This window comes from Sphingomonas sp. LHG3443-2 (assembly GCF_049896405.1).
Lineage (GTDB): Bacteria > Pseudomonadota > Alphaproteobacteria > Sphingomonadales > Sphingomonadaceae > Sphingomicrobium.
On record NZ_JAFCUG010000001.1, the window covers coordinates 2,029,054 to 2,050,900 of the forward strand.

A 21,847-nucleotide genomic window follows, 5' to 3' on the forward strand; every position below is an offset into this window, starting at 1 on the left:
CTCAGTTCATCTTCATGCCTTCCTTGTTCATCAGGCTGGTGATCTTGGCGTTCTGCTCCTCGCTCAGCGAGTTCTTGAAGCGCGGATAGACCTGCTCTTCTTCCATGCGCGCATGCTCCTCGATGAGGTTGCGGAACTCGCGCACGGTAGGGAGGAACTCGGGGCTGTCCTTTTCCATGTTCTCAAGCCGGTAGAGGTAGGTCTTCACATAGCCATGCTCATGCTCGAGATGGTCGGCATCGACCGTCTCATTGGCTTGGCGAAGCGCCGGATAGACGACCTGCTCTTCCTGATGAGCATGCTTGTTCAGCGCATAATGGATGGTTTTCACCAGCGACGCGCGCTTGCCGGTGTCGCTGTCCTCGGTCGCCAGCAGCAGGTCGAACTTGGCAAGCGTCGCCTTATGTTCCAGCGCCAGAATCGAGTCCCACTCGTTCCCTGCCATCATCGATTCCGATGTCTGCTGGAGGAATTTGCGAGCCCAGTTGGCGCCGATGCCAATTGCCGCGCCGGCCGCGAGCGCGCCGAGCAGCGGCAGGGCGCCGCTGTCATTGTCGCCGAAATTGAAGGCGCTGCGCTCGTTGCTGCTGCGGCGTCGATTGTCACTCTTCTTCCCGGTCGAGCGGGTACGATCACGAGTGTCGTTACGCGTGGCCATGGTTTTACCTCCTCATGGGTGATTTGCTTGGCCCGCTAACGGGCGGGGCAGGGTGGCCGTTCCTGTTGCGAGTGGTTTGCAGGACCGGCCACCCGAGCGTCGCGGCTCAGACGTCGGCGGGTTCTTCCGCCTTGGTGTGGTTGACGATCAGCGCTTCAATATCGGGGATCGGGCGGCCGCTCATCTCCTTGTTGATGGTGCAGACCACGCGCTTCTCGACTTCCTTGTGCAATTCCTTGCGGAGCACGCCCAGCGCTTTGGGCGGAGCGACGATGCAGAGGTGCTCAAAGTCGCCGCGAAGCGCGCGCAACCGCAGCTTCTCCGCAGCTTCCTTGACCCAATTGTCTTCTTCCTGCTGCTTGAAGTCGGTCTCGCTCATCGCCGGTCGATGAGCTTCCCCGCCAGCAGCGCCGGCCGCCGCGGTCCCGGGCGCGTCAGTCTTGAGTTCGCGATCGAACGAAGCGTCATCGCGCTCTTCATGCGCTTCGGTGCGCAGGTCGATCTGGTTCGTGTCGCCTTCGTTGCGGAAGAACAGCATCTTGCGGCCGTCGACCACCAGCACCAGCGCACGATTGGGAATGGGCATCTAAAACTCCTCCTTGCCTACAAGGAAGAGAACGGACAGCCCTCGCGAGGGTTGCGCCCCGGTGTGACCCGGGGCGCCCTGATCACTCCTCGCTGACGCCCGGATCGACCGGCTTGTCGAGTTCCTGCTCGGCCGTATTGGCGCCGTCGTCGATCGCGACCTCGCCGTCGTTCAGCACCTCGACCTCAACCTCGTCCTCCTCGTCGATCCGGGCAACGGAGACGACATGCTCGGACGGATCGACGCGGAAGATCATCACGCCCTGCGTATTGCGGCCGGCGATGCGGATCGACCCCACGGTAGTGCGGATCATCTTGCCCTGGTTAGTGGCCAGCATGATCTGTTCGCCCGGCTTCACCGGGAAGCTCGCCACCACGCCGCCATTGCGCTCGGAAGTATCGATGTTGGTGATGCCCTGGCCGCCGCGACCGGTGCGGCGATACTCGTACGCGCTGGTGCGCTTGCCGAAGCCGTTTTCAGTGACGGTCAGGATGAACTGCTCGGCATCCGCCATTTCGGCGATGCGATCGGCCGACAGCGTGCACTCGCCCTCGCGCTCGCCCTTCCATGGCGCGAAGCGGAGATAGGCTTCCTTGTCTTCCTGGCTGTTCCCGGCGCGATGCAGGATCGACATGGAGATGACCTCGTCGTTCCCGAGAAGCCGGATACCGCGGACACCGGTCGACGAGCGCGACTGGAATTCCCGGATGGCGGTCGACATGAAGCGGATCGCCTTGCCGCAGCGAGTGGCGAGCAGGACATCATCGTCCTCGCTGCACAACGCCACGCCGATCAGCCGGTCGGTCGAATCCTCTTCCTCGCCCTCGTCGGCGATCCCGAACTTCATCGCGATCTTGCCGGCGGTGGGGATGTTCTTGAACGCATCCATGCTGTTGCGCCGGACCGCGCCATGAGCGGTCGCGAACATCAGGTGCAGCGCGTTCCATTCTTCCTCATTCTCGGGAAGCGGAAGCACGGTCGTAATGACCTCACCCGCCTGAAGCGGCAGGAGATTGATCATCGGTCGGCCCTTCGCAGTCGGTCCGCCCTCGGGCAGGCGCCACACCTTCATGCGGTAAACCCGGCCGAGGTTGGAGAAGAACAGCACCGGATTGTGGGTCGAGGTCACGAACAGGTTGGTGACCGCATCCTCGTCTTTGGTGGCGATTCCGGAGCGGCCCTTGCCGCCGCGCTTTTGCTCGCGGAACACCGACAGCGGCGTGCGCTTGATGTAACCCGTCATGGTCACCGTCACGACCATGTCCTCACGTTCGATCAGATCTTCGTCGTCGATCCCGTCGAACGCGGCGGCGAGTTCGGTCTTGCGCGGCGTGGCGAACTCGCGCTCGACCTCGTCGAACTCCTCGCGCATGACCTCATAAAGGCGGATGCGGTTGCCGAGGATCTCGAGCAGCTTGCCAATGTCGCCGGCAAGGCCTTCGAGCTCGTTGCCGATCTCGTCGCGGCCAAGTGCAGTCAGGCGGTGGAGGCGAAGGTCGAGGATCGCCTTTACTTGCGCTTCGCTGAGCTGGTAATCCTCGCCCACGGCCTGCGCTTCAACCGCTTCAACCAGCTGGATGTAGGGGCGGATCTCGTCGCCCGGCCATGCCCGCGTCAGCAACGCCTCGCGCGCTTCGGCGGGAGAGGCGGAGCCGCGGATGATCCGCACCACCTCGTCGAGATTGGTGACCGCAACCACCAGGCCAAGCAGGATATGCGCCCGCTCGCGCGCCTTCATCAGTTCGAACTTGGAGCGGCGGGTGATGACCTCTTCGCGGAACTTGACGAAGCTTTCGATGATGTCGCGCAGCGTCAGCGTTTCGGGACGGCCTGAGCGGATCGCCAGCATGTTGGCCGGGAACGACCCTTGTGCCGGGGTGTGCCGCCACAGCTGGTTCAGAACCACCTCGGGCGTCGCGTCGCGCTTCAGCTCGATGACGACGCGCACGCCCTCACGATTGCTCTCGTCGCGGATGTCGGAAACGCCCTCGATGCGCTTGTCCTTGGCGGCTTCGGCGATCTTCTCGACCAGCGCGTTCTTGCCCTGCTGGAAGGGAATTTCGGTCAGCACGATCGACTTGCGATCGCCCCGGCCTTCCTCGACCTTGTACTTCGATCGCACCACGATCGAGCCGCGGCCGCTGGTATAGGCCGAACGGATGCCGGCAGTGCCGAGAATGATGGCGCCGGTCGGGAAGTCCGGGCCCTTCACATGCTCCATCAGCTGTTCGGTGGTGACCGCCGGATCGTCGATATAAGCGCGGCAGGCGCTGATCACTTCGCCAAGGTTGTGCGGCGGAATGTTGGTCGCCATGCCGACCGCAATCCCGCCGGCGCCATTGACCAAGAGGTTGGGGAAGCGCGCCGGGAGCACCTGCGGCTCGCGCTCGCTGGCATCGTAGTTCGGCTGGAAGTTGACCGTGTCCTTGTCCAGATCGCCGAGCAGGAAGCCCGCGACCTTGGCCAGCCGCGCTTCGGTGTAACGCATGGCGGCGGGCGGATCGGGGTCCATCGAGCCGAAGTTGCCCTGGCCATCGATCAACGGCACGCGCATCGACCAGTCCTGGGTCATGCGGGCCAGCGCGTCATAGATCGCCGTGTCGCCGTGCGGGTGATACTTACCGATCACGTCACCGACGATGCGGGCGGATTTACGGTACGGTCGATTATAGACGAAGCCGTTTTCGCTCGCCGAGAACAGGATACGCCGGTGCACCGGCTTCAGGCCGTCACGGACATCCGGCAGCGCGCGGCTGACGATGACGCTCATCGCATAGTCGAGGTAGGAGGTCTTCATCTCCTCGACGATGGAGATGGGAGCGATGAAATCGGTCGGCATGGGCGGGCTGTCCGCCGGGGGCATGGTGGCCAAGTTCAATCCTGATGGTTGTGCTTATCGTTGTGCCATCAGGTCTAGCAGCGCGCGCGTGTACGCGCGAGGGAATTCGAGGGTTTCCTCAGCCCTTGACGAAGAGTGGGCGGGCAGGGGTGCTGCCCTCCGCGTCATGAGCCCACCCATCGCGGTCGAAGCCGTTCAGCGCCGCCAGATCGCTTACCCGTTCCTCGCACAGCCAGCGCGCCATTGTGCCGCGCGCCACCTTGGCTGTGAAGCTCTGGAACTGGAGGCCCTTGGCGGTGCGCACTCGGAAGTCGGGGCTGACCAGCGCGACGCCCTTCTTCGGCACGAACGGCTGCACCACCGCAAAATATTCATTGCTGGCAAGGTTCATCAGAATGCCCGACCCATCCGCCTTCACATCATCGAGAACGGACTTCGCGACCTTGCGCCCCCAATGCTCCACCAGCTTGCCGCCGCTCGGGCTCCAGGCGGTGCCCATCTCGAGCCGATAGGGCTTCATCGCATCAAGCGGCCGCAGCACGCCGTAAAGCCCTGACAGGATGCGCAGGTGGTCCTGCGCAAAGGCGATCGTTTCCTCATCCGCGCTGGCCGCATCGAACCCGCGATAGACGTCGCCGGCAAAGGCGCGGATGGCGGGGCGCTTTTCGGCCTTGCGGAAAGTCTTGAAGCGGGTCGCGTTGAGCTCCGCCAGCTTGTCGGAAATGTGCATCAGCCCGGCGAGGTCATCGGGGCTGAGCTTGGCCGCGGCGCGCGCAATGCTGCCCGCCTCCCGTTCGAAGCGCGGCGGGGTGACCTCCTCGGTGAACGGGGTGGCGAAATCGAGCGTCTTGGCAGGGGAGAGCAGGATGATCACAGGGCAGGGCGGCTAGCAGTGACACGGCCCATCCGTCCATACCGTCGCCTAACCCTCTGAAAAGCCACGGTTCAAACGTCATTCACGATGATTCGGGCTGAAGCGCTGGCGAGGGGCGCTCTGCCGAGTTAAAGGCGCCTGACGCATTTCACATGTCTGACGGAGGACTGTTCATGACGACCAAGGCCGCGGCGCTTCTCGCCGCTTTGCTGTTCACAGCCGCCGCGCCGCTTCCGGCCGCAGCCCAGCGGGTAAAGGCTCCCGCTCCCGCGTCCGCCACCAACCAGAAGACGGTCGCCATCTCCAAGGAGGCCCAGCCCGCAATCAAGGCGCTTCAGGATGCCGTCACCGCCGGCCGCATCGCCGAATTGCCGCAGCTAGGTCAGAACGTGCTTGCGGTGGCCAAGACCCCGGCCGATCGCTTCTTCGCCTATCAGCTTCAGTTCAAGCCGGCGCTGGACGCCAAGAACGACCCCATGCTGCTGGCAGCGGTCGAGGGCGCTATTTCCACCGGCTATCTGCAGGGCGCTGAACTCGCCAACCTGCATCGGGTCGCCGCCAAACTCCGTGCCCAGAGCAACAGCTATGACGCTGCTTCCGCGCACGTCGAGAAGGCCATTGCCCTCGACCCAAACAATTCCGAGCAGCAGTTGATCCTGTCCTCGATCCGCGACCGGCAGAAGCGTCCGGCGGAAGCCTATGCGGCGCTCGAAAAGGCGGTCGCCCTCGACAAGGCGGCCGGCAAGGCTACCGATCCGGCGGTTCAGCGGCAGATGTATGCGCTGGCGGTGAACAACCGGCTGCCGCAGGCGCGCAGCTTGGCGCTCGCACAGGTTCAGAACAACGCCAGCCCGTCCACCTGGCGCGCCGCCATCAAGCTGGCCGAGCAGCAGGGCAATTTTGCCGCTGCCGACAAGGTCGATCTGTTCCGCCTGCAGCGGGCAACCAAGAGCCTTGAAGGTGAAGGCGATTACTACCCGTACGTCGACGCGCTGATCACCCGCGGTCTCCCGGGCGAGGCCAAAGCTGTGCTCGAAGAGGCGTTCGCCGCCGGCAAGCTCGACAAGACCAAGTCGCCGTGGAACGACCTCTACAAGTCGGCTGTCACCCGTGACGCCGCCGACAAGAGCGCGCCGAACGGCGACGTCTATCTCGGCCGCGGCGACTACGCCAAGGCTGCGGCGGCGTATCGGGCGCAGGTCGCCAAGGGTGGCGCCGGTGCCGACCTCGCCAACCTTCGCCTCGGCATTGCGCTGGCGCGTAGCGGCGACAAGGCCGGCGCGACCACCGCGTTCAACGCTGTCCAGGGCAGCCGCGCAGGCATCGCCCAGCTGTGGCTCGCCTACCTTCAGAGCGCCGCTTAAGCAGTGATCCGCCCCGGCTTCGGTCGGGGCGGCATCCGCTCTGGTTAACCGAACGGTAAAGCCTCTTGCCTACTTCAGCGGGGACAAAGTCTCACGTTCGGAGTTTGCATGGCTACCGCCGGTCTTGAACAGGTTACCGAAGACGCGATCCGCACCGTTGCGCGAAGCTGCGGGTCGCTGTCGATCGAATGTTCGGACGTCGCCGGTTACGTCAACGACGTGTCGCAGCGCATCGGCGGCCACTTGAAAGCCCTCGACGGGTTGGAAGAAGTCACCACCCGTCTCCTCGCCGACCAAGCCCGCGTGTCGGATTCGACTGACGAGGCGCGGCTCCTTTCCGAGCAGGCCAAGGCCAAGCTCGAGGCCGGGCGGGAAGCCATCGAACAGACCATTGCAGGCTTCAAGGGCCTGACCGAGTTGGTGGTCGAACTGGGCGACCGGATGGCCGGCTTCGCGTCGGCGATGAACCAGGTGCAGAGCGTTTCCTCGACCATCGAGGCGATCGCACGCAAGACCAACATGCTGGCGCTGAACGCCACCATCGAAGCGGCGCGGGCAGGGGATGCCGGCCGCAGCTTCGCCGTCGTTGCAGCGGAAGTGAAGAAACTCGCGCACGACACCCGCGCCGCAACCAGCCAGATCGGCCTCACCATCAGCGAACTGACCCGCGAGGCGGGCGCTGTCACCACCGAGATCAAGACCGGCGTCGACCGCAGCCGCGCCGCGCAGAAGGGCTTCGGCCAGATCAGCGAGACGGTGCGCGAAGTGAGCGAGATCGTCGGCATGGTCGACCGCCAGACCGAAGGCATCGCGCACTCCACCAGCCTCATTCAGAACAGCGTCGACCGGGTGAAAGCCAGCCTGACCGACTTTGCCGAAGACGCCCGCGAGAATGGCGGGGCGCTGGGCGTCGCGCAGCAGCGTCTCGCCAAGCTCGAGATGCTGTCCGCCACCATGCTCGACACGCTCGCCAACTCGGGCGCCGAGATCGACGACACGCCGATGATCATCCTCGCGCAGGACGCCATGCGCTCCATCGCCGAAGTGGTGGAACGCGGCGTTCGCGAGAACGCGATCACCATGGGCCAGGTGTTCGACCGCCAGTATGTGCCGATCGCCGGCAGCAATCCGGTGCAATACGACAATCAGTTCTGCGATTTCGCGGACGAACACATCCGGCCGCTGCTCGACCGCTACAAGATCAAGGACGCGCGGATCCTGGGCTCGGCCATCACCAACATCGACGGCTTCCTGCCGACCCACTTGTCCGAGCGCTGCAACACGCCCGGCCCCGATCCGGTGTGGAACGACGCCAATTGCCGCAATCGCCGCATCTTCATGGACGAGCAGACCCGCGCCGCCATCGAAAGCGACAAGCCAGCGATGCTGATGACCTACCGCATGGAGCTTGGCGACAAGTCCTATCCGGTGAAGAACGTCTTCGTGCCGCTGTTCATCAACGGCCGCCGCTGGGGCAATTTCGAACTCGCCTACCGCGAGGAATAAGCGTCTTCACGCTGCACGGTGCTCACGAGAACGAACGACAGGATCATGAGCAGGTACCAGCTGCCGTACTTCGCCACGCTGACCATGCTCCATGCCGAACGCTGCTGGGGGTAGAGCCACGCGTTCGAGTAGGTTCCGATGTTCTCGGCAAACCAGATGAACAAGGCGACCAGTGCCCATCCGAGCAACAGCGGCATCGCTCGCTCGGTGCGGTAGGTCGTGAACCGCACGGACGTTCGCCAGAACAGGATTGCCGTTGCGGCGAACAGTCCAAGCCGGATGTCCGGCAACCAATGATGCGCGAAGAAATTGACGTAGATGCCAGCTGCAAGTGCCGCAACGACAGGCGTCGGGGGGTAGGCTTCAAATCGAAAATTGAAGATGCGCCAGACCCGCGCGATATAGCTTCCCACCGCCGCATACATGAAGCCTGAGAACAGCGGCACGTTGCCAATCCTGAGCAGGGCAGGTTCGGGATACAGCCAGGATCCCTGCGCGGTCTTGAACAGCTCCATGATCGTTCCCGCGACGTGGAAAGCGAGAATGACCCTGGCTTCGCCCCAGCTCTCGAGCCGGAAGGCAAGCATGGCGGCCTGGATGGCCACCGCACACAACGTCAGGAAGTCGTAGCGAGCGATCGGCGCGCCCGCCGGGTAAAACAAGTGGGTCGCCAGCAGTAGCGCCAGCATCGCCCCGCCGAAAAGGCAGGCCCAGGCTTGCTTGAATCCGAACAGCAGGAACTCGAACAGGTATCGCTGCCAGCGCGGACCAACCGCAACGGCCTCAAGCCGAAGGCGGACCTGTTGGAAGCGGCTGTGCTGCGAACTCAACCCTTGCGGCGGGCCATGAAGGCGAGGCGTTCGAACAGCATCACGTCCTGCTCGTTCTTGAGCAGCGCGCCGTGCAGGGGCGGGATCGCTTTGGTCGGATCACGCTCCTGCAGCACGTCGAGCGGCATGTCCTCGTGGAGAAGCAGCTTCAGCCAATCGAGCAATTCGCTGGTGGACGGCTTCTTCTTGATGCCCGGTACGTCCCGCACGTCGAAGAACAGCTCCAGCGCCTTTGTCAGCAGGACCTTGCTGATGCCGGGAAAGTGCACCTCGACGATCTTCTCCATCGTCGTCCGGTCGGGAAAGGCGATGTAGTGGAAGAAACAGCGGCGAAGAAACGCGTCGGGCAGTTCCTTCTCATTGTTCGAGGTGATGACAACGATCGGCCTTTCCTTGGCCTTCACCGTCTCGCCCGTCTCGTAGACGTGGAATTCCATTCGATCGAGCTCCTGCAGGAGATCGTTCGGAAACTCGATGTCGGCCTTGTCGATCTCGTCGATCAGCAGCACCGGCAGCTGCGGCGCGGTGAACGCGTCCCACAGCTTGCCGCGCTTGATGTAATTGCGGATGTCGTGGACCCGCTCTTCGCCGAGCTGGCCGTCGCGCAGCCGCGCCACCGCATCATACTCGTAGAGCCCCTGGTGGGCGCGGGTGGTCGATTTGACGTGCCACTCGATCAGCGGGGCGTTCAGGGCCTTGGCGATCTCGTGCGCCAGCACGGTCTTGCCCGTGCCCGGCTCACCCTTGACCAGCAGCGGGCGGCGCAGGGTGACGGCGGCATTGACCGCGACGCGCAGGTCGTCGGTCGCGACATAGTCGGAGGTTCCGGTGAAACGCATGAGACCGCCCTAGCAGGGCGGGGAAGGGCTTAGTAGTCCTCGCGCGCTTCGCTGCGAGCCTCCAGCAGGTCGAACAGCGCCCGCTGCTGAAGAAGCAGCTGCTCAGCCCCGAACCGGATCGCGCGCTCGGCCGCAACACTGCCGGCGCCCGCTTCGAGCACATCGAAGATGCTGGGTTCGTCAGGCAGGGCGCAAGGGGGCACATCGGTGCCGACCCGCACCGCCACCTTGTCGAGCAGCGGACGAAGCGCAAACCAATCGGCGACCAGCGCGGTCGCGGCGCCTAGCGCACAGCCGCTCCGCTCCGACCGGGCGAGCGTCTCCAGCGCATGTCGCTGCGCAAGCAGCGCAGCCTCGGTTTCGGCGGCACCAGGCGTGCTCGGGACCGGCCCGACTGCGGAGGTCAGGCGGACGAGATACAACCGTTCGCGTTCGAACGCCGATGTGGCGCTTTCCAGCCACGCCCGTACCGGCGCCGGCGGTGCGCTGCCCAGCGCCAGTTCAACCACCGTCGGCTGCCGCCCGTAGACGGCGCACAGCAGGTGCACGAAATCGTCGAGATCGCGGGCGCGATAGGGCGCAAGCGGGCCGGCGAGGTCTTGGGCATGGGCATGCGCGCCGCTGCCAGCCGCGCCGAGGCGCGCGGCATGAGCGTCGGCCACTGCCGAGCTCACCTGCCGAGCCACTCCCGAATGCACCATTACCTGTCCCTTTCCTCACGATCTCGAAAGAACCGAAGCCGTGACTTAGGAGCGCAAGCTATACCAAGCCGCGTAAAGACAGGGTTAGCGCGCCCTTAAGGATCCGGTGAGGCCTTGCTGCGCCGCTTCCGCCGCTGCACTATTCAGCGATTGGAAAGCGTTGTCGAAATACCGCAAATCAGCTACAAGTTACTGATACAAGGCGGGTTTTGGCCCCAAGGTGGCCGGCGTAAAAGGGGTGTGCAGCGAATGAAACGAATGCGGTCCGCGCTGGCGTTCGGCGCCTTGTCGCTCAGCCTTTCTGCCTGCGTCCAGACCAGGCAGATCGCCGATCTCCAGTTCACGCCGCCCCAGGGCGATTACAAGCTGCTGGTGATGCGCCCTGACGTGACGGTCGGATCGGTCAAGGCCGGTGGCCTCACCGAACCGCGTGCAGACTGGACCGAGGCGGCGCGTGCCAACATCGTGACGGCGCTTCGCAGCCAGCAAGCGGGGAGGGGCGGCCAGACCCTGGTCCTCGATCGCCGCGACGCGCTGCCGGGCGTCCCTGCCGACACGGTTGCCGAGCTCGAGCGGCTCCATTCCGCGGTCGGTAGTTCGATCGCGCTGCACAAGTTTCTTGGCGCCGATCTGCCGACCAAGCGTGGCCGCGGGCTTGATTATACGCTCGGCGAAGATGCGGTGAAGCTCGGCCGTGCAACCGGCTACGACTACGCCCTCTTCATGCACGCCGAAGACAGCTTCGCCGACAGCGGCCGTGTCGCCTTGCAGGTGCTCGGCATCGCGGGGTGCTTCGTCGGCTTCTGCGCGCCCAACATCGGCGGCGGCGGGCAGAGCGCCTACGCCAGCCTTGTGGACCTTCGCACCGGCGAGGTGGTGTGGTTCAACGTCGTGCAAGCCGGCACGCAGGTCGCGGGCATCAAGCTTGGCGACATCCGCAAGCCCGAAGGCGCGACCCAGCTGGTCGACCGCCTGCTCGGCCGCATGAAGCCGGGCAGGGATGTGCGCCGCGCCCAAGCCGCTGCGGAGAAGGCACGATGAGCAGCCTCGACCTGTCGCGCCGCGCCCTGCTCGCGGGCGGTGCCGCTGCGCTGGTTGCCGGCCCCGCTTCGGCGCGGATTGCGCCCGCCTCTCTCAAGCCGCTGATCGGTCCCGGCTACAAGCCCACCGACACCGACGAAAAGAGCCTCTGGCAGCAGATGGAGCGGGTCGAGGAAGAGGTTGCGGGCTCCAACCTCCTGATCCGGGATCCTGCGCTCAATCGTTATCTGCAAGGACTGATCGGCAAGGTCGGCGGTCCCGCGGCCAAGGACATGCGCATCTATCTCGCGCGCGTGCCCGAATTCAACGCGATGATGTTCCCGACCGGGTTCACCGTCTTCTTCTCCGGCCTGCTCCTGCGCATGCGCGACGAAGCGCAGCTGGCGGGTGTAATCGCCCACGAAAGCAGTCACTTCCTGCTGCGCCACCAGATCCGCAGCTGGCGCGACATGAAGCGCAAGAGCAACATCTTTGCAGGCCTTGCGATGGTGGCGGGCGTGGCGGGCGGGGCGGCCGGTACCTACACCGGCGATCTCGTCCGCCTGGCCGAACTCGGCACCATCCTGACCCTGTTCAAGTACAGCCGCCAGCTCGAAGCGGAGTCCGACGCACTCGGGGTCAAGCTGATCGCGGACGCGGGCTATGCGCCGATGAGCATGTCGGAAACCTGGGACCAGCTCATCACCGAGCTCGAATGGTCAGCGAAAGAGCGGCGCAAACGAATCGACCGCGGATACAGCCTGTTCTCCACCCACCCGGCGCCGCGCGAGCGGCTCAAGGACCTCGCCATCTCGGCGCAGGAACTGACCGTGCCCGGCCGCAGCTACGACCGCGGGCGAGAACGCTACCTGCAGGCGATCGCGCCCGTCCGTGCCAGCCTGTTCGACGACCAGGTCAAGCTCAACGATCCGGGCGCCAGCCAATATATCGTTGAGACGCTCGCCCGCGATGGCTGGAACGGCGTTCTGCTCTTCAATCGCGCCGAAATCTTCCGCCTGCGCGAAGGCATCCAGAACCAGCACGCCGCAGCGCTCAATTATGCGCAGGCGGTGAAGTATCCCGACGCGCCGGCCGATGCGTGGCGCTGGCATGGCGTCATGCTGATGAAGCAGGGCAAGATGGCGGAAGGGCGCACCGCGCTTCAACGCTATCTCGCCATGGCGCCGAGTGCGCCCGATGCGCCGTTCGTGCGCCAGATGATCGTGGGTTGAGGGGCAAGACAATGCGCAAGAACAAGATGGTGAAGAGCCTCGCGCTCGCCGGCGCCCTGACGCTGAGCCTGTCCGCCTGCGGATCGACGGGGTCGTCGCTTGGCGGCTTTGGCAGCCCCTATGGCCTCGTGCGCTCCGGACAGACGATCAACGTCGGCTCGGGCGCCATGAGCGTGACCAGCCCGCGCGAGTGGAATCGGCAGGGCGGCTTCTCCTTCACTGACGTGCGCTGGGTCGAAGATTGGACGCTGAATGGGCCGTATCTCGACGGCATCACCTTTGTCACCGGACTACCCGACAACAAGCGCCTGATCTGGCAGGAGTATAAGGCTGACCGCCAGGTGCCGCGCTTCCGCTCGACCATGACCGCGCCGGAAGTCGCCAGCCTGCTCGAAACCCTGTTCCGGGTCGAAGGCGGCTCGGTCGAGTTCAAGACGCTTGGACTTGCGCCCCGTAGTTTCCTCGGCGCGAACGGCTTTCAGTTCGATTTCGAGCATCTCGATGGTGACGAAGTCTGGCGCAAGGGCAGGGCAGTTGGCGCCATGATCGACGGCAAGCTCTACATGGTCATGCTCGATGCCACGCGGGCGCATTATTATGCGCAGGCGCTGCCCGACTATGAGGCGATGGTGCGAAGCGCGGTGCGCCGCAAGTAAGCGCCGTGCAACATTGTCATTCGCCGCGCCGTTGAGCGAGGCGTGACCGACCTCAAGAACCTTCCCGATTTCGAACCCGCCGCTCCCGTCGAAGAAGTGGATGCGGCGGTTGCCGATGTGCTGATCCCGCATGCCGAGAAGGCCGCGACCAGAGCCCTTGGCGCGGTCAGCGATTTGTCGGACCAGGAACCGCTCTACGCCGCCTCGGCCTCCGTGCTGGTCACTGCGGCCGTACTGCGCGATGGTCCGACCTGGCGCACGGGCACGCGGATCCTCGCATCGCACCTGCTCGCCACTGCGCTTCGCGGCGTCATCAAGAAGATGGTCGACCGCACGCGCCCGGAAGCGGCTGCGCGACGCGGCGACTACGTCCTGCGTGAGGGCGAGCGGCACGAAAGCGACTTTAACAGCTTTCCCTCCGGTCACACCGCGGGGGCCGTCGCTGTCGCCATGGCCGTCGGACGCGACAATCCGGGGGCGCGGCTGCCCGCGATCAGTCTCGCGGCCGTGTCTGGCGCGGCGCAGATCCTCCGCTCCCGCCACTATGTCACGGACGTGGTGGCGGGCGCGGTCATCGGGATCATTGCCGACGAACTGATAGACGCTGTGATCGTCAGGGCGCGGCGGGTCTGACGCGAAGCCGATCAGGCGATTGGCGACACCGGTGTCGAGGGAGTCTCAGTGCCTGGCGCGGTGGGCGAGGGAACGTCGATCGGCGCATGCGCCGGCGGTGCTTCCTGCGGGGCCGGGGTCGGCTGGCCAGGCTCGCTCGGCTGCGCGGGCGGGGCGGGTTGTCCCGGCTCGCTTGGCTGCGCGGGCGGGCTTGGCTGACCAGGAACGCTGGGTTCGGGTGCACCGGAATCGAAACCGGGGGCGTCGTCGGGGAAAGGCGGGAGCTGTTGCATGAGGATTGAACGCGCTGATCGTGCGCTTGGGTCCGCCCCGGTCATCCTTGGTCCCCAATGTCTTGCCCCCACCCCCAACGCTGCTATAGGGCCGCCCCTGACGCTCGCGCGGGCGTGGCGGAATTGGTAGACGCGCTGGTTTTAGGTACCAGTATCGCAAGATGTGGGGGTTCGAGTCCCTTCGCCCGCACCAGTTTCGCCCGGCCAAGGGCGAATATCTATCCACTTGTTATCCAGGATTCCTTGTCACCATGCAGCACGTCGAGATCGAGAACGAAGGCCTGAAGCGGGCCTACCAGCTGACCTTCACGGCAGCCGAGATCGACGAGCGGATCGCTGGCGAGGTGAAGCGCATCGCTCCGACCATCCGCATGCCCGGCTTCCGCCCGGGCAAGGTGCCTGCCAACCTCATCCGCAAGATGCACGGCGACGCGCTTTTGCAGGACGCGCTCAACACCACTATCCAGCAGGGCGTGCAGCAGCTGCTGACCGAGCAGAACCTGCGCCCGGCGATGCAGCCGCAGGTGGAGCTCAAGGAAGGCTATGCGCCCGGCAAGGACGCCGAGGTGACCGTTCGTCTCGAGACGCTGCCGCAGGTTCCGACGCCGCAGATCGAAGGGCTGAAGCTCGAGCGCCTGACCGCTGAAGCTGACGAGAGCGCCGTCGACGCGCAGGTCGCCCAGTTCGCCAGCAACGCCAAACGCTTCGAAGATGCGCCGGAAGGCAAGGCGGCCGAGAGCGGCGACCAGGTCGTGCTCGACTTCGTCGGCAAGACCTCGGACGGCGTCGCCTTCGAGGGCGGCACCGGCACCGACATGGCTGTCGAGATCGGTTCGGGCACCCTGATCCCGGGCTTCGAGGACCAGTTGATCGGCGCCAAGGTCGGTGAAGAGCGCACGCTCAACGTCACCTTCCCGGACGATTACCCGGCCGAGAACCTCAAGGGCCAGCCGGCCACCTTCGACGTCAAGGTCACCGCGGTGAAGACCGCCGGCGAGACCAAGATCGACGACGAGTTCGCCAAGACCCTCGGCCTCGAGAGCCTCGACCAGCTGAAGGGTCTGCTGCGCGACCAGCAGACGCAGGAGCTGAACGGCCTCACCCGCACCCACATGAAGCGTCGGCTGCTCGACCAGCTGGCCGCGAGCCATGACTTCGAGGTTCCGCCCTCGATGGTCGAAGCCGAGTTTGCCAACATCATGGCGCAGCTCGAGCATGAGGCCGGTCACGAGTCCGATCCCGAAGCCGCCAAGGCCGAACTGGAAAAGGACAAGGACGAATATCGCAAGATCGCCGAGCGCCGAGTCCGCCTGGGTCTGCTCCTCAGCGAAATCGGGCAGGCCAACGGCGTGGATGTCTCGAACCAGGAGATGAACCGCCTCATCGCGCAGGCCGCGCAGCAGTATCAGCCCGCCGACCGCGAGCGTTTCATCCAGTACATCCAGCAGGAGCCGATGGCCGCCGCCCAGCTGCGCGCCCCGCTGTATGAGGACAAGGTCGTCGACTTCCTCTTCACCAAGGCCGACATCACCGATCGCGCCGCGACCCGCGCCGAGATCGAAGCCGACCTCGAGGCCGAGGAAGGCCATGTTCACGGTCCGGGTTGCGGCCACGACCATGGCGGCGACGAGAAGCCGGCTAAGGCTGCCAAGAAGTCCCCGGCCAAGGGCAAAAAGCCCGCTGCCACCGAGGAAGCGCCCGCTGCCGAAACCGCCGAGACGGCTGCCGAACTGAAGCCCGCCGCCAAAAAGGCCAAGCCGGCCAAGCCCGCCAAAGGCGCGGTCGAGGCCGAAGCTGCCGAGCCCGCCCCGGCTGAGCCCGACAAGGACGGCGCTGGCGCCAAGGCCCCGGCCAAGAAGTCGAAGAAGGCTTCCGCCTGAGTTTAGTGAAGACTAACTGGCTCCGTTCGCCAACGCGTTGATCCGCCTGGGAACGGGGCCAATTTCCCAAGAGCCACGACCGCAATGAGTGGAATAACCCAGAGAACGCGGGCACCATAACGGTCGTGCGGGGTCGACAGCCCACCGCAAATGATCGCGTTAAAAAGCACACCGGCCGCGACTGTCAAAGCGAGCTGCCACCCGAGCAGCCTGTACCGAACCAATATAGGCAATGCCAATAGCGCGAGAATCGCCACCGCGATGCTAAACTTTCCGTAAGAATCAACGATAGGAGCGAGCGCGCCCGCGTCGTGGAGTCGCGTTTGATCTACAGTGGAACCGGCGGGACTGTTTCCACTGTTGCGATCAATGTCGCGAAACTCGCTCAATTGCATAAGTCCAAGTTGGCGAGCGGCAGAGCGAACTGTGCTCTGCAAAACGTCGAACGGATAGGCTTTCACGACTTCGAGAACAAAGCGTCCTTGCTCGTCGGCGAGCCGGCGCTTGCCAGCGGCATCAAGCGTGTTGAACACGCCTTCGAACGGGTCGGTACTCCACAGAATGTTATCACTGCCCTGCAAACGACGATCTCGAAATTCACAAACATAGAATTTTTCCGTGTCACATTTTTCCCGGATCAGGCGAAGGCCCGGGCCATCGTCGATTAGGCGGGCAGATAGGAACGGAGGGCGAACAGGGGGTGAGCCAAGAGCGGCATTTACGCCCTTTACGAAAACTGTTTCCCCCAAGAGGCCAACCATGGCGGCAACTAAGACGAGAAGAACGCGGCCCCATCGACGATCCTGCTTATTCTGCCTCCAAGTTAATATCGCCCCTAATGTACTAAGGCCGAGTAGAATCAGGACGTGGCTCGAGTGAAATAAGGCCGCCGCCATGCAGTGCATAAACCAGGCAATTGCGTGATTGCGACTTAGTCGGGGCGAAAACATCAGCATGGCAGCCGCGATGATCGCAATTCCTGAAAAGACATCGGGCATGACGAATGACGTGAAGAACGGGGCGGTAGTCGTTGCCGCTAACAAAAGAAGAAAGATTGCCGCCCATCCAAAGCGTTTACTTTTGCCATCGCCGCCTAAATCCGTCGTCAGCAATAAGACTGTACCACCAACAACTGCCGCCTGCATAAGCACTAACAGCCAGAAGCTTCCGGTTAGAGCGGATATGTAGGCAAACACGCCGTAATAAGCCGAACGTCCGAGCAGGGTCACCCTGTTCTGATCGACTTGCTCTTGCTCGCTTTTCGGCGGCGCTGCAGGGTGTACACGCTCGCCCTGCGTCTGGCGAGCAAGGCGATCAACCTCTCCCGGACGCGTCCATTCGGTGGACAGACCAAACGTCTTGTACACAGCCGCATCGACAACCCGAACGTAAGCGCTTGAGTCCGGAAATAGGAACGGTTGTCCATGCAATAGGGCGGGCCAAAGAAGGCTCAAAGTCGCCAGCACGAAAGCAAGTGGTGCCAAAATATACGAGGCTGGCTTCGACCCTGTCACTTTTCGTATGCACCGACGCTGTGATTACGGGATGGGCATAGGTGGACGGCCTAAAGGGTGCAACGGCTTGCCTGTGCCGAAAGCACACAGTGGTTTTTAAAGACAATTGACCATTAGGTCGTACTCCCCTGTATCAGCGGCATGATCACTGACTCCCAACCTAACTCCAGTTCGCCTTCCGCGACGCCTGCAATGGTTAGGGTTGCCGTATTGCTGCCCTGCTATAACGAAGAAGCTGCGATCGGACAGACCGTCGCCGGCTTCCGCGCTACGCTGCCTGATGCAACCATTTACGTCTACGACAACAACAGCCGTGATCGCACGGTAGAGGTCGCTCGGGCCGCAGGAGCCGTGGTCCGCACCGAGCGGCAGCAGGGCAAAGGCAACGTAGTTCGCCGCATGTTCGCGGACATTGAGGCCGACATCTATGTGATGGCTGACGGCGACCTCACCTACGATCCCGCTGCCGCCCCTGCGATGGTCGAGATGGCGCTCCGCGAGCAGCTCGACATGGTTGTCGGCACCCGGCAGCATGATGCCAAAGAAGCCTACCGGGGCGGCCACGTGCTGGGGAACCGCCTTTTTACCGGCCTGCTGAGCTTTTTGTTCGCGCGCAGCTTCACCGACGTCTTCTCTGGCTATCGTGTTTTCTCGCGGCGCTTCGTGAAAAGCTTTCCAGTGCTCTCCGCCGGTTTCGAGATCGAAACCGAGATGAGCATTCACGCGCTGGAACTACGGATGCCGGTGGACGAAGTTACGACCGCATACGGTGCCCGACCGGAAGGCTCAGCATCCAAGCTCAGTACGTACCGGGATGGATGGCGGATTCTGAAAGTCATGCTCAACCTGTTCCGGACAGAGCGTCCGTGGTTCTTCTTCGGGTCGGCCGGCGCTTTGCTGGTACTGGCGGCGCTGCTGCTGTCGATCCCGCTCCTCGCCACCTACATCGACACCGGCCTAGTGCCACGTTTTCCGACCGCTATCCTGATCACCGGCATGGTGATCATCGCCGTGCTGTCATTCTTGGCTGGGCTGATCCTTGACACCGTCACCCACGGCCGCCGCGAGCTTCGCCGGCTTGCCTATCTCGCGCATCCAGCACCTGGTTCCTATCAGTCTTGAACTCTACCTCCCGTCCGCCGATGTAGTCTCGACATCAACCGACAGGATAAGTCTCTTGCCCGATCATCAGGACATCGTTTCCGGCCTCGTTCCCATCGTCATTGAGCAATCGAACCGGGGCGAGCGCAGCTTCGACATTTATTCGCGGCTGCTGCGCGAGCGAATCGTCTTCATCACCGGCCCGATCGAGGATCACATGTCCTCGTTGATCGTCGCGCAGCTGCTCTTCCTCGAGTCCGAGAACCCGAAGAAGGACATCTTCATGTACATCAACTCGCCGGGCGGCGTGGTCACCAGCGGCCTCGCGATCCACGACACTATGCAATATATCCGCCCGCGCGTCGGCACCGTCTGCATCGGTCAGGCCGCGTCGATGGGCAGCTTTCTGCTCGCCGCGGGCGAGCCGGGCATGCGCGTCGCGCTGACCAACAGCCGGATCATGATCCACCAGCCGTCTGGCGGCGCGCAGGGCATGGCGTCGGACATCGAGATCCAGGCGCGTGAAATCCTGCGCATGCGCACTCGTCTCAACAGCCTCTACGCCAAGTACACCGGGCAGGATCTCGATCGGATCGAAAAGGCAATGGACCGCGACAGCTTCCTCGAAGCCGACGAGGCCAAGGAATTCGGTCTGATTGACGCCGTGTTCGACAAGCGTCCGGATGCTGCCGACATGGAGCAACTTGGCATGGGTAGCGGCGGCGCTCCCGAATGAGTCCGCAGCTCGATAATCAAGAAAGGGCGGCTCTTCGCGGGGCCGCCCTTTTCGGTATCAGAAGGCGCTGAGGCCGGTGATCGCCCGTCCGAGGATCAGCGCGTGGACGTCGTGCGTGCCCTCGTAGGTGTTCACCGTTTCCAGGTTCAGCGCGTGACGGATGACCTGATATTCGGCGCTGATGCCGTTACCGCCATGCATGTCACGGGCGATGCGGGCGATCTCTAGCGCCTTGCCACAGTTGTTGCGCTTGATGAGGCTGATGGTCTCAGGGATGAGCTCGCCGTCCTCGAGCCGGCGGCCGACGCGCAGCGCCGCTTGCAGGCCGAGCGTGATCTCGGTCACCATGTTGGCGAGCTTGAGCTGCACGAGCTGCGTTGCCGCCAGCGACCGTCCGAACTGGTGGCGCTCCAGCGTATAGCTGCGGGCGGCATGGAAGCAGGCCTCGGCCGCGCCCATCGAGCCCCAGCCGATGCCATAACGGGCTCGATTGAGACAGCCGAACGGGCCCTTTAGCCCCTCCACGTTGGGCAGAAGCGCGTCTTCGCCAACCTGCACGCCGTCCATCACGATCTCGCCGGTGATCGACGCGCGCAGGCTGAGCTTCTGCTTCACCTGGGGGGCGGAGAGGCCCGGCATGCCCTTCTCGAGCACGAAGCCACGGATCTTGCCGCCATGCGCTTCCGATTTCGCCCAGACGACGAACACGTCGGCGATCGGGCTGTTGGTGATCCACATCTTGGCGCCCGACAGCGAGTAGCCGTTGGCCGTCTTCTTGGCGGTGGTGCGCATGCCGCCGGGGTCGGAGCCCGCGTCCGGTTCGGTCAGGCCGAAGCAGCCGACCAGCTCACCGGAAGCGAGACCCGGCAGATACTTGCGGCGCTGTTCTTCCGACCCGTAGGCAAAGATCGGATACATGACGAGCGAGCTCTGGACGCTCATCGCCGAGCGATAGCCGCTGTCCACCCGCTCAACCGCGCGAGCGATCAGGCCATACGCGACATAGCCGAGTCCGGCGCCCCCATATTCGGCCGGGATGGTTGCGCCGAGCAGTCCGAGCTGGCCCATCTCGCGCAAGATCTCGCGGTCGAAACTCTCCTCGAGATAGGCTTCGGTGACGCGAGGCTGGAGCTTCTCCTGGGCATAGCTTTCGGCGGTATCGCGGACGAGGCGCTCGTCTTCGGTCAACTGCTCGTCGAGGCCGAACGGATCGGACCAGTCGAACGGCAGGAGCTTGGGCTCGTGGGCGAGGGCGGGATCGGGGGTCTTGAGCATGGGTCGGCCTCTAGCCGAGGTGGCCGGTCGCTTCCACCCCGCCCTTGGTTGACCGGTGCTGCCGATAGAGGAAGGCAAGTTGGGCGCTCATCACCAGAAACGAGCACAGCCGGCCGAGCACCAAAGCCGCGCCAGCGCCGACGAGCCCGTGCGCAGTGGTGAGCGCAGGCAGGCTTCCGACGAACACCATCGCGCCGAGGATGTTCGCGACCAGCGGCCCGCCGGGTTTGCCGAGGCTGTAGAACATGGCCGGCAGCGGAAAGGCTAACGTTGCGATTACCGGCAGCATCAGCAGCACGGTAAGCAGCGGGGCGGCGGGGGTGAACTCGGGTCCGAACACAAGCGCCAGCAGGCGCTCCCCAAACAGGCCGATCAGCACCCAGGCGAGCAGCGCCACCATCGTGCCGAGCGCCATCGTCCGAAGCATCAGCCGCCAGGGCCGGGACGAGGAGGGATCGTGCCGCATCAACTCGGGATGGACGGCCTTGGCCATGAGGTCGATCGGGCTCTGCACGGCGTCGATCAGGCTGGTCGCGACGCGGTAAAGGCCGGTCGCGGCAGGGCTCAGCAGCCCGCCGACCAGCAGACGCGCGACCGGCCCCCAGGCACTGTTGACCGAAGCGGTGAGGTTCACGGTGAACGCAAACCGCCAGCCTCCCTCCAAGCCCCGCGCCCGCACCGTTGGACGCAGTCCTTTGAGCCATCCGCGCCGGCGCAGTTCCTGGATAGCGGCGCTCCACAGGTAGATGTCGCCGAGGAGATCGGTCGCTGCCCAGATAATCAGATAGGCGATGAGATCGAGGTTCAGCAGATAAGCGCCGATCACCAGCGCCAGTCGGACCCAGGCGTCGATCGGCGATTGCCAGGCGATGAGGTCGAAGCGATCGAGCGACCGGAGTACGCCATTGGCCGCGCCCGATGCCATGGTCGGGATCAGCAGGCAGTAGAGGAGGGCCGGCGTGCGCAGGTTGTCGGGAATGCCGAACCATCCCGCCAGCAGCGGAAGCAGCGCCATCGCCAGCAGCATGCCGCCGATCCCGGTCAGCAGATCGAGCCCGAGCGCGAAGGAGACCGCGCGGCGGAACGGCTCAGGATCGCCTTCCGCGAGCGGACGGCTGCCATAGCGGATGATCACCTGCCAGGATTGAAAGTGAGTGAGGCTGCTTGCCGCCATCGCGTAGCTGTGAACCAGCAGCAGGAAGCCGACCCCCGTCGGACCGAGGTCCCGCGCGGCGAGCGCCAGAACCGCCAGACTCGCAATTGCTGCGGTGCCCTTGGAAAGGCCAAGGAGAGAGGTGTTGCGGAGGATCGAGCGCATGGCGCTATCCTCG

The 21,847-nt window shown here is 64.1% G+C and carries 19 protein-coding genes and 1 tRNA gene; 10 read left to right on the plus strand and 10 right to left on the minus strand.

Annotated elements, in window-relative coordinates; genetic code table 11:
* Position 1: 1 nt before the first annotated feature.
* From ACP69Z_RS10165 to ACP69Z_RS10180, 4 genes are all read right to left on the minus strand, one after another.
* The gene (locus ACP69Z_RS10165) at positions 2-658 is read right to left on the minus strand and encodes a hemerythrin domain-containing protein (RefSeq protein WP_426267374.1); all 657 of its coding nucleotides are present in this window, start codon (positions 656-658) and stop codon (positions 2-4) included.
* 106 nt (positions 659-764) lie between these two features.
* Positions 765-1,244, minus strand: a complete 480-nt coding sequence (locus ACP69Z_RS10170; RefSeq protein ID WP_426267375.1) for a host attachment family protein — start codon at positions 1,242-1,244, stop codon at positions 765-767.
* An 82-nt stretch (positions 1,245-1,326) separates the two neighbouring features.
* Positions 1,327-4,107, minus strand: a complete 2,781-nt coding sequence (gene gyrA, locus ACP69Z_RS10175) for a DNA gyrase subunit A (RefSeq protein WP_426268085.1) — start codon at positions 4,105-4,107, stop codon at positions 1,327-1,329.
* A gap of 94 nt (positions 4,108-4,201) precedes the next feature.
* A complete protein-coding gene (locus ACP69Z_RS10180; RefSeq protein ID WP_426267376.1) occupies positions 4,202-4,957 on the minus strand; it encodes a YaaA family protein in 756 nt (251 codons plus the stop codon).
* A 173-nt stretch (positions 4,958-5,130) separates the two neighbouring features.
* Between ACP69Z_RS10180 and ACP69Z_RS10185 the strand changes: the two genes are divergently transcribed.
* Both ACP69Z_RS10185 and ACP69Z_RS10190 read left to right on the plus strand, forming a co-directional pair.
* A complete protein-coding gene (locus tag ACP69Z_RS10185) occupies positions 5,131-6,321 on the plus strand; it encodes a hypothetical protein (RefSeq protein ID WP_426267377.1) in 1,191 nt (396 codons plus the stop codon).
* Positions 6,322-6,429: 108 nt separating this feature from the next.
* Positions 6,430-7,827 (plus strand): methyl-accepting chemotaxis protein, encoded by a 1,398-nt coding sequence (locus tag ACP69Z_RS10190; protein ID WP_426267378.1) that lies wholly within the window; start codon positions 6,430-6,432, stop codon positions 7,825-7,827.
* Here ACP69Z_RS10190 and ACP69Z_RS10195 read toward each other — a convergent pair.
* Genes ACP69Z_RS10195 through ACP69Z_RS10205 form a run of 3 tightly spaced genes read right to left on the minus strand, consistent with a single transcriptional unit; the run spans position 7,812 to position 10,197 of the window.
* Positions 7,812-8,657 carry a DUF817 domain-containing protein gene (locus tag ACP69Z_RS10195; protein WP_426267379.1) on the minus strand — a complete coding sequence of 282 codons (846 nt, stop codon included), beginning with the start codon at positions 8,655-8,657 and terminating at the stop codon, positions 7,812-7,814. The genes ACP69Z_RS10190 and ACP69Z_RS10195 overlap by 16 nt on opposite strands.
* Entirely contained in the window at positions 8,654-9,496 is an 843-nt protein-coding gene (locus ACP69Z_RS10200) for an AAA family ATPase (RefSeq protein ID WP_426267380.1), read from the minus strand. Before ACP69Z_RS10200 ends, ACP69Z_RS10195 begins: the two co-directional genes overlap by 4 nt.
* 29 nt (positions 9,497-9,525) lie before the next feature.
* Positions 9,526-10,197: a DUF6975 family protein gene (locus tag ACP69Z_RS10205; RefSeq protein WP_426267381.1), complete on the minus strand. Its 672-nt coding sequence runs from the start codon at positions 10,195-10,197 to the stop codon at positions 9,526-9,528.
* A gap of 258 nt (positions 10,198-10,455) precedes the next feature.
* Between ACP69Z_RS10205 and ACP69Z_RS10210 the strand changes: the two genes are divergently transcribed.
* The 6 genes from ACP69Z_RS10210 to tig all read left to right on the plus strand — a co-directional run bounded on the left by ACP69Z_RS10210 (position 10,456) and on the right by tig (position 15,890).
* Positions 10,456-11,238 (plus strand): hypothetical protein, encoded by a 783-nt coding sequence (locus ACP69Z_RS10210; RefSeq protein ID WP_426267382.1) that lies wholly within the window; start codon positions 10,456-10,458, stop codon positions 11,236-11,238.
* A complete protein-coding gene (locus ACP69Z_RS10215; RefSeq protein ID WP_426267383.1) occupies positions 11,235-12,449 on the plus strand; it encodes a M48 family metallopeptidase in 1,215 nt (404 codons plus the stop codon). Before ACP69Z_RS10210 ends, ACP69Z_RS10215 begins: the two co-directional genes overlap by 4 nt.
* A gap of 11 nt (positions 12,450-12,460) precedes the next feature.
* Positions 12,461-13,105: a hypothetical protein gene (locus ACP69Z_RS10220; RefSeq protein ID WP_426267384.1), complete on the plus strand. Its 645-nt coding sequence runs from the start codon at positions 12,461-12,463 to the stop codon at positions 13,103-13,105.
* A 42-nt stretch (positions 13,106-13,147) separates the two neighbouring features.
* Positions 13,148-13,738 carry a phosphatase PAP2 family protein gene (locus ACP69Z_RS10225; RefSeq protein WP_426267385.1) on the plus strand — a complete coding sequence of 197 codons (591 nt, stop codon included), beginning with the start codon at positions 13,148-13,150 and terminating at the stop codon, positions 13,736-13,738.
* Positions 13,739-14,118: 380 nt separating this feature from the next.
* A tRNA-Leu gene (locus ACP69Z_RS10230) sits at positions 14,119-14,203 on the plus strand.
* Between the two features lie 58 nt (positions 14,204-14,261).
* On the plus strand, positions 14,262-15,890 hold the full coding sequence (gene tig / locus ACP69Z_RS10235) for a trigger factor (RefSeq protein ID WP_426267386.1): 1,629 nt from the start codon (positions 14,262-14,264) through the stop codon (positions 15,888-15,890).
* 2 nt (positions 15,891-15,892) lie between these two features.
* Here the strand turns inward: tig and ACP69Z_RS10240 are convergent, their stop codons facing one another.
* A complete protein-coding gene (locus ACP69Z_RS10240; protein WP_426267387.1) occupies positions 15,893-17,257 on the minus strand; it encodes a hypothetical protein in 1,365 nt (454 codons plus the stop codon).
* A 288-nt stretch (positions 17,258-17,545) separates the two neighbouring features.
* Between ACP69Z_RS10240 and ACP69Z_RS10245 the strand changes: the two genes are divergently transcribed.
* Both ACP69Z_RS10245 and clpP read left to right on the plus strand, forming a co-directional pair.
* Positions 17,546-18,526, plus strand: coding sequence for a glycosyltransferase family 2 protein (locus ACP69Z_RS10245; RefSeq protein ID WP_426267388.1), 981 nt, complete (start codon positions 17,546-17,548; stop codon positions 18,524-18,526).
* Positions 18,527-18,581: 55 nt separating this feature from the next.
* Complete coding sequence (gene clpP, locus ACP69Z_RS10250) at positions 18,582-19,241, plus strand: ATP-dependent Clp endopeptidase proteolytic subunit ClpP (protein WP_426267389.1); 660 nt, start codon at positions 18,582-18,584, stop codon at positions 19,239-19,241.
* Positions 19,242-19,298: 57 nt separating this feature from the next.
* Here the strand turns inward: clpP and ACP69Z_RS10255 are convergent, their stop codons facing one another.
* Together ACP69Z_RS10255 and ACP69Z_RS10260 are read right to left on the minus strand one after the other, a co-directional pair.
* The gene (locus tag ACP69Z_RS10255) at positions 19,299-20,516 is read right to left on the minus strand and encodes an acyl-CoA dehydrogenase (protein ID WP_426267390.1); all 1,218 of its coding nucleotides are present in this window, start codon (positions 20,514-20,516) and stop codon (positions 19,299-19,301) included.
* Positions 20,517-20,526: 10 nt separating this feature from the next.
* Entirely contained in the window at positions 20,527-21,834 is a 1,308-nt protein-coding gene (locus ACP69Z_RS10260; protein ID WP_426267391.1) for a lipopolysaccharide biosynthesis protein, read from the minus strand.
* Positions 21,835-21,847: the final 13 nt, after the last annotated feature.

Bases quoted from the DNA above. Each gene is read 5' to 3' on its own strand.
- ACP69Z_RS10255 (WP_426267390.1), bottom strand. From the start codon at position 20,516: ATGCTCAAGACCCCCGATCCCGCCCTCGCCCACGAGCCCAAGCTCCTG.
- ACP69Z_RS10215 (WP_426267383.1), top strand. From the start codon at position 11,235: ATGAGCAGCCTCGACCTGTCGCGCCGCGCCCTGCTCGCGGGCGGTGCC.
- ACP69Z_RS10245 (WP_426267388.1), top strand. From the start codon at position 17,546: ATGATCACTGACTCCCAACCTAACTCCAGTTCGCCTTCCGCGACGCCT.
- ACP69Z_RS10220 (WP_426267384.1), top strand. From the start codon at position 12,461: ATGCGCAAGAACAAGATGGTGAAGAGCCTCGCGCTCGCCGGCGCCCTG.
- gyrA (WP_426268085.1), bottom strand. From the start codon at position 4,107: ATGCCCCCGGCGGACAGCCCGCCCATGCCGACCGATTTCATCGCTCCC.
- tig (WP_426267386.1), top strand. From the start codon at position 14,262: ATGCAGCACGTCGAGATCGAGAACGAAGGCCTGAAGCGGGCCTACCAG.
- ACP69Z_RS10260 (WP_426267391.1), bottom strand. From the start codon at position 21,834: ATGCGCTCGATCCTCCGCAACACCTCTCTCCTTGGCCTTTCCAAGGGC.
- ACP69Z_RS10190 (WP_426267378.1), top strand. From the start codon at position 6,430: ATGGCTACCGCCGGTCTTGAACAGGTTACCGAAGACGCGATCCGCACC.
- ACP69Z_RS10200 (WP_426267380.1), bottom strand. From the start codon at position 9,496: ATGCGTTTCACCGGAACCTCCGACTATGTCGCGACCGACGACCTGCGC.
- ACP69Z_RS10185 (WP_426267377.1), top strand. From the start codon at position 5,131: ATGACGACCAAGGCCGCGGCGCTTCTCGCCGCTTTGCTGTTCACAGCC.
- ACP69Z_RS10170 (WP_426267375.1), bottom strand. From the start codon at position 1,244: ATGCCCATTCCCAATCGTGCGCTGGTGCTGGTGGTCGACGGCCGCAAG.
- ACP69Z_RS10165 (WP_426267374.1), bottom strand. From the start codon at position 658: ATGGCCACGCGTAACGACACTCGTGATCGTACCCGCTCGACCGGGAAG.
- ACP69Z_RS10205 (WP_426267381.1), bottom strand. From the start codon at position 10,197: ATGGTGCATTCGGGAGTGGCTCGGCAGGTGAGCTCGGCAGTGGCCGAC.
- ACP69Z_RS10210 (WP_426267382.1), top strand. From the start codon at position 10,456: ATGCGGTCCGCGCTGGCGTTCGGCGCCTTGTCGCTCAGCCTTTCTGCC.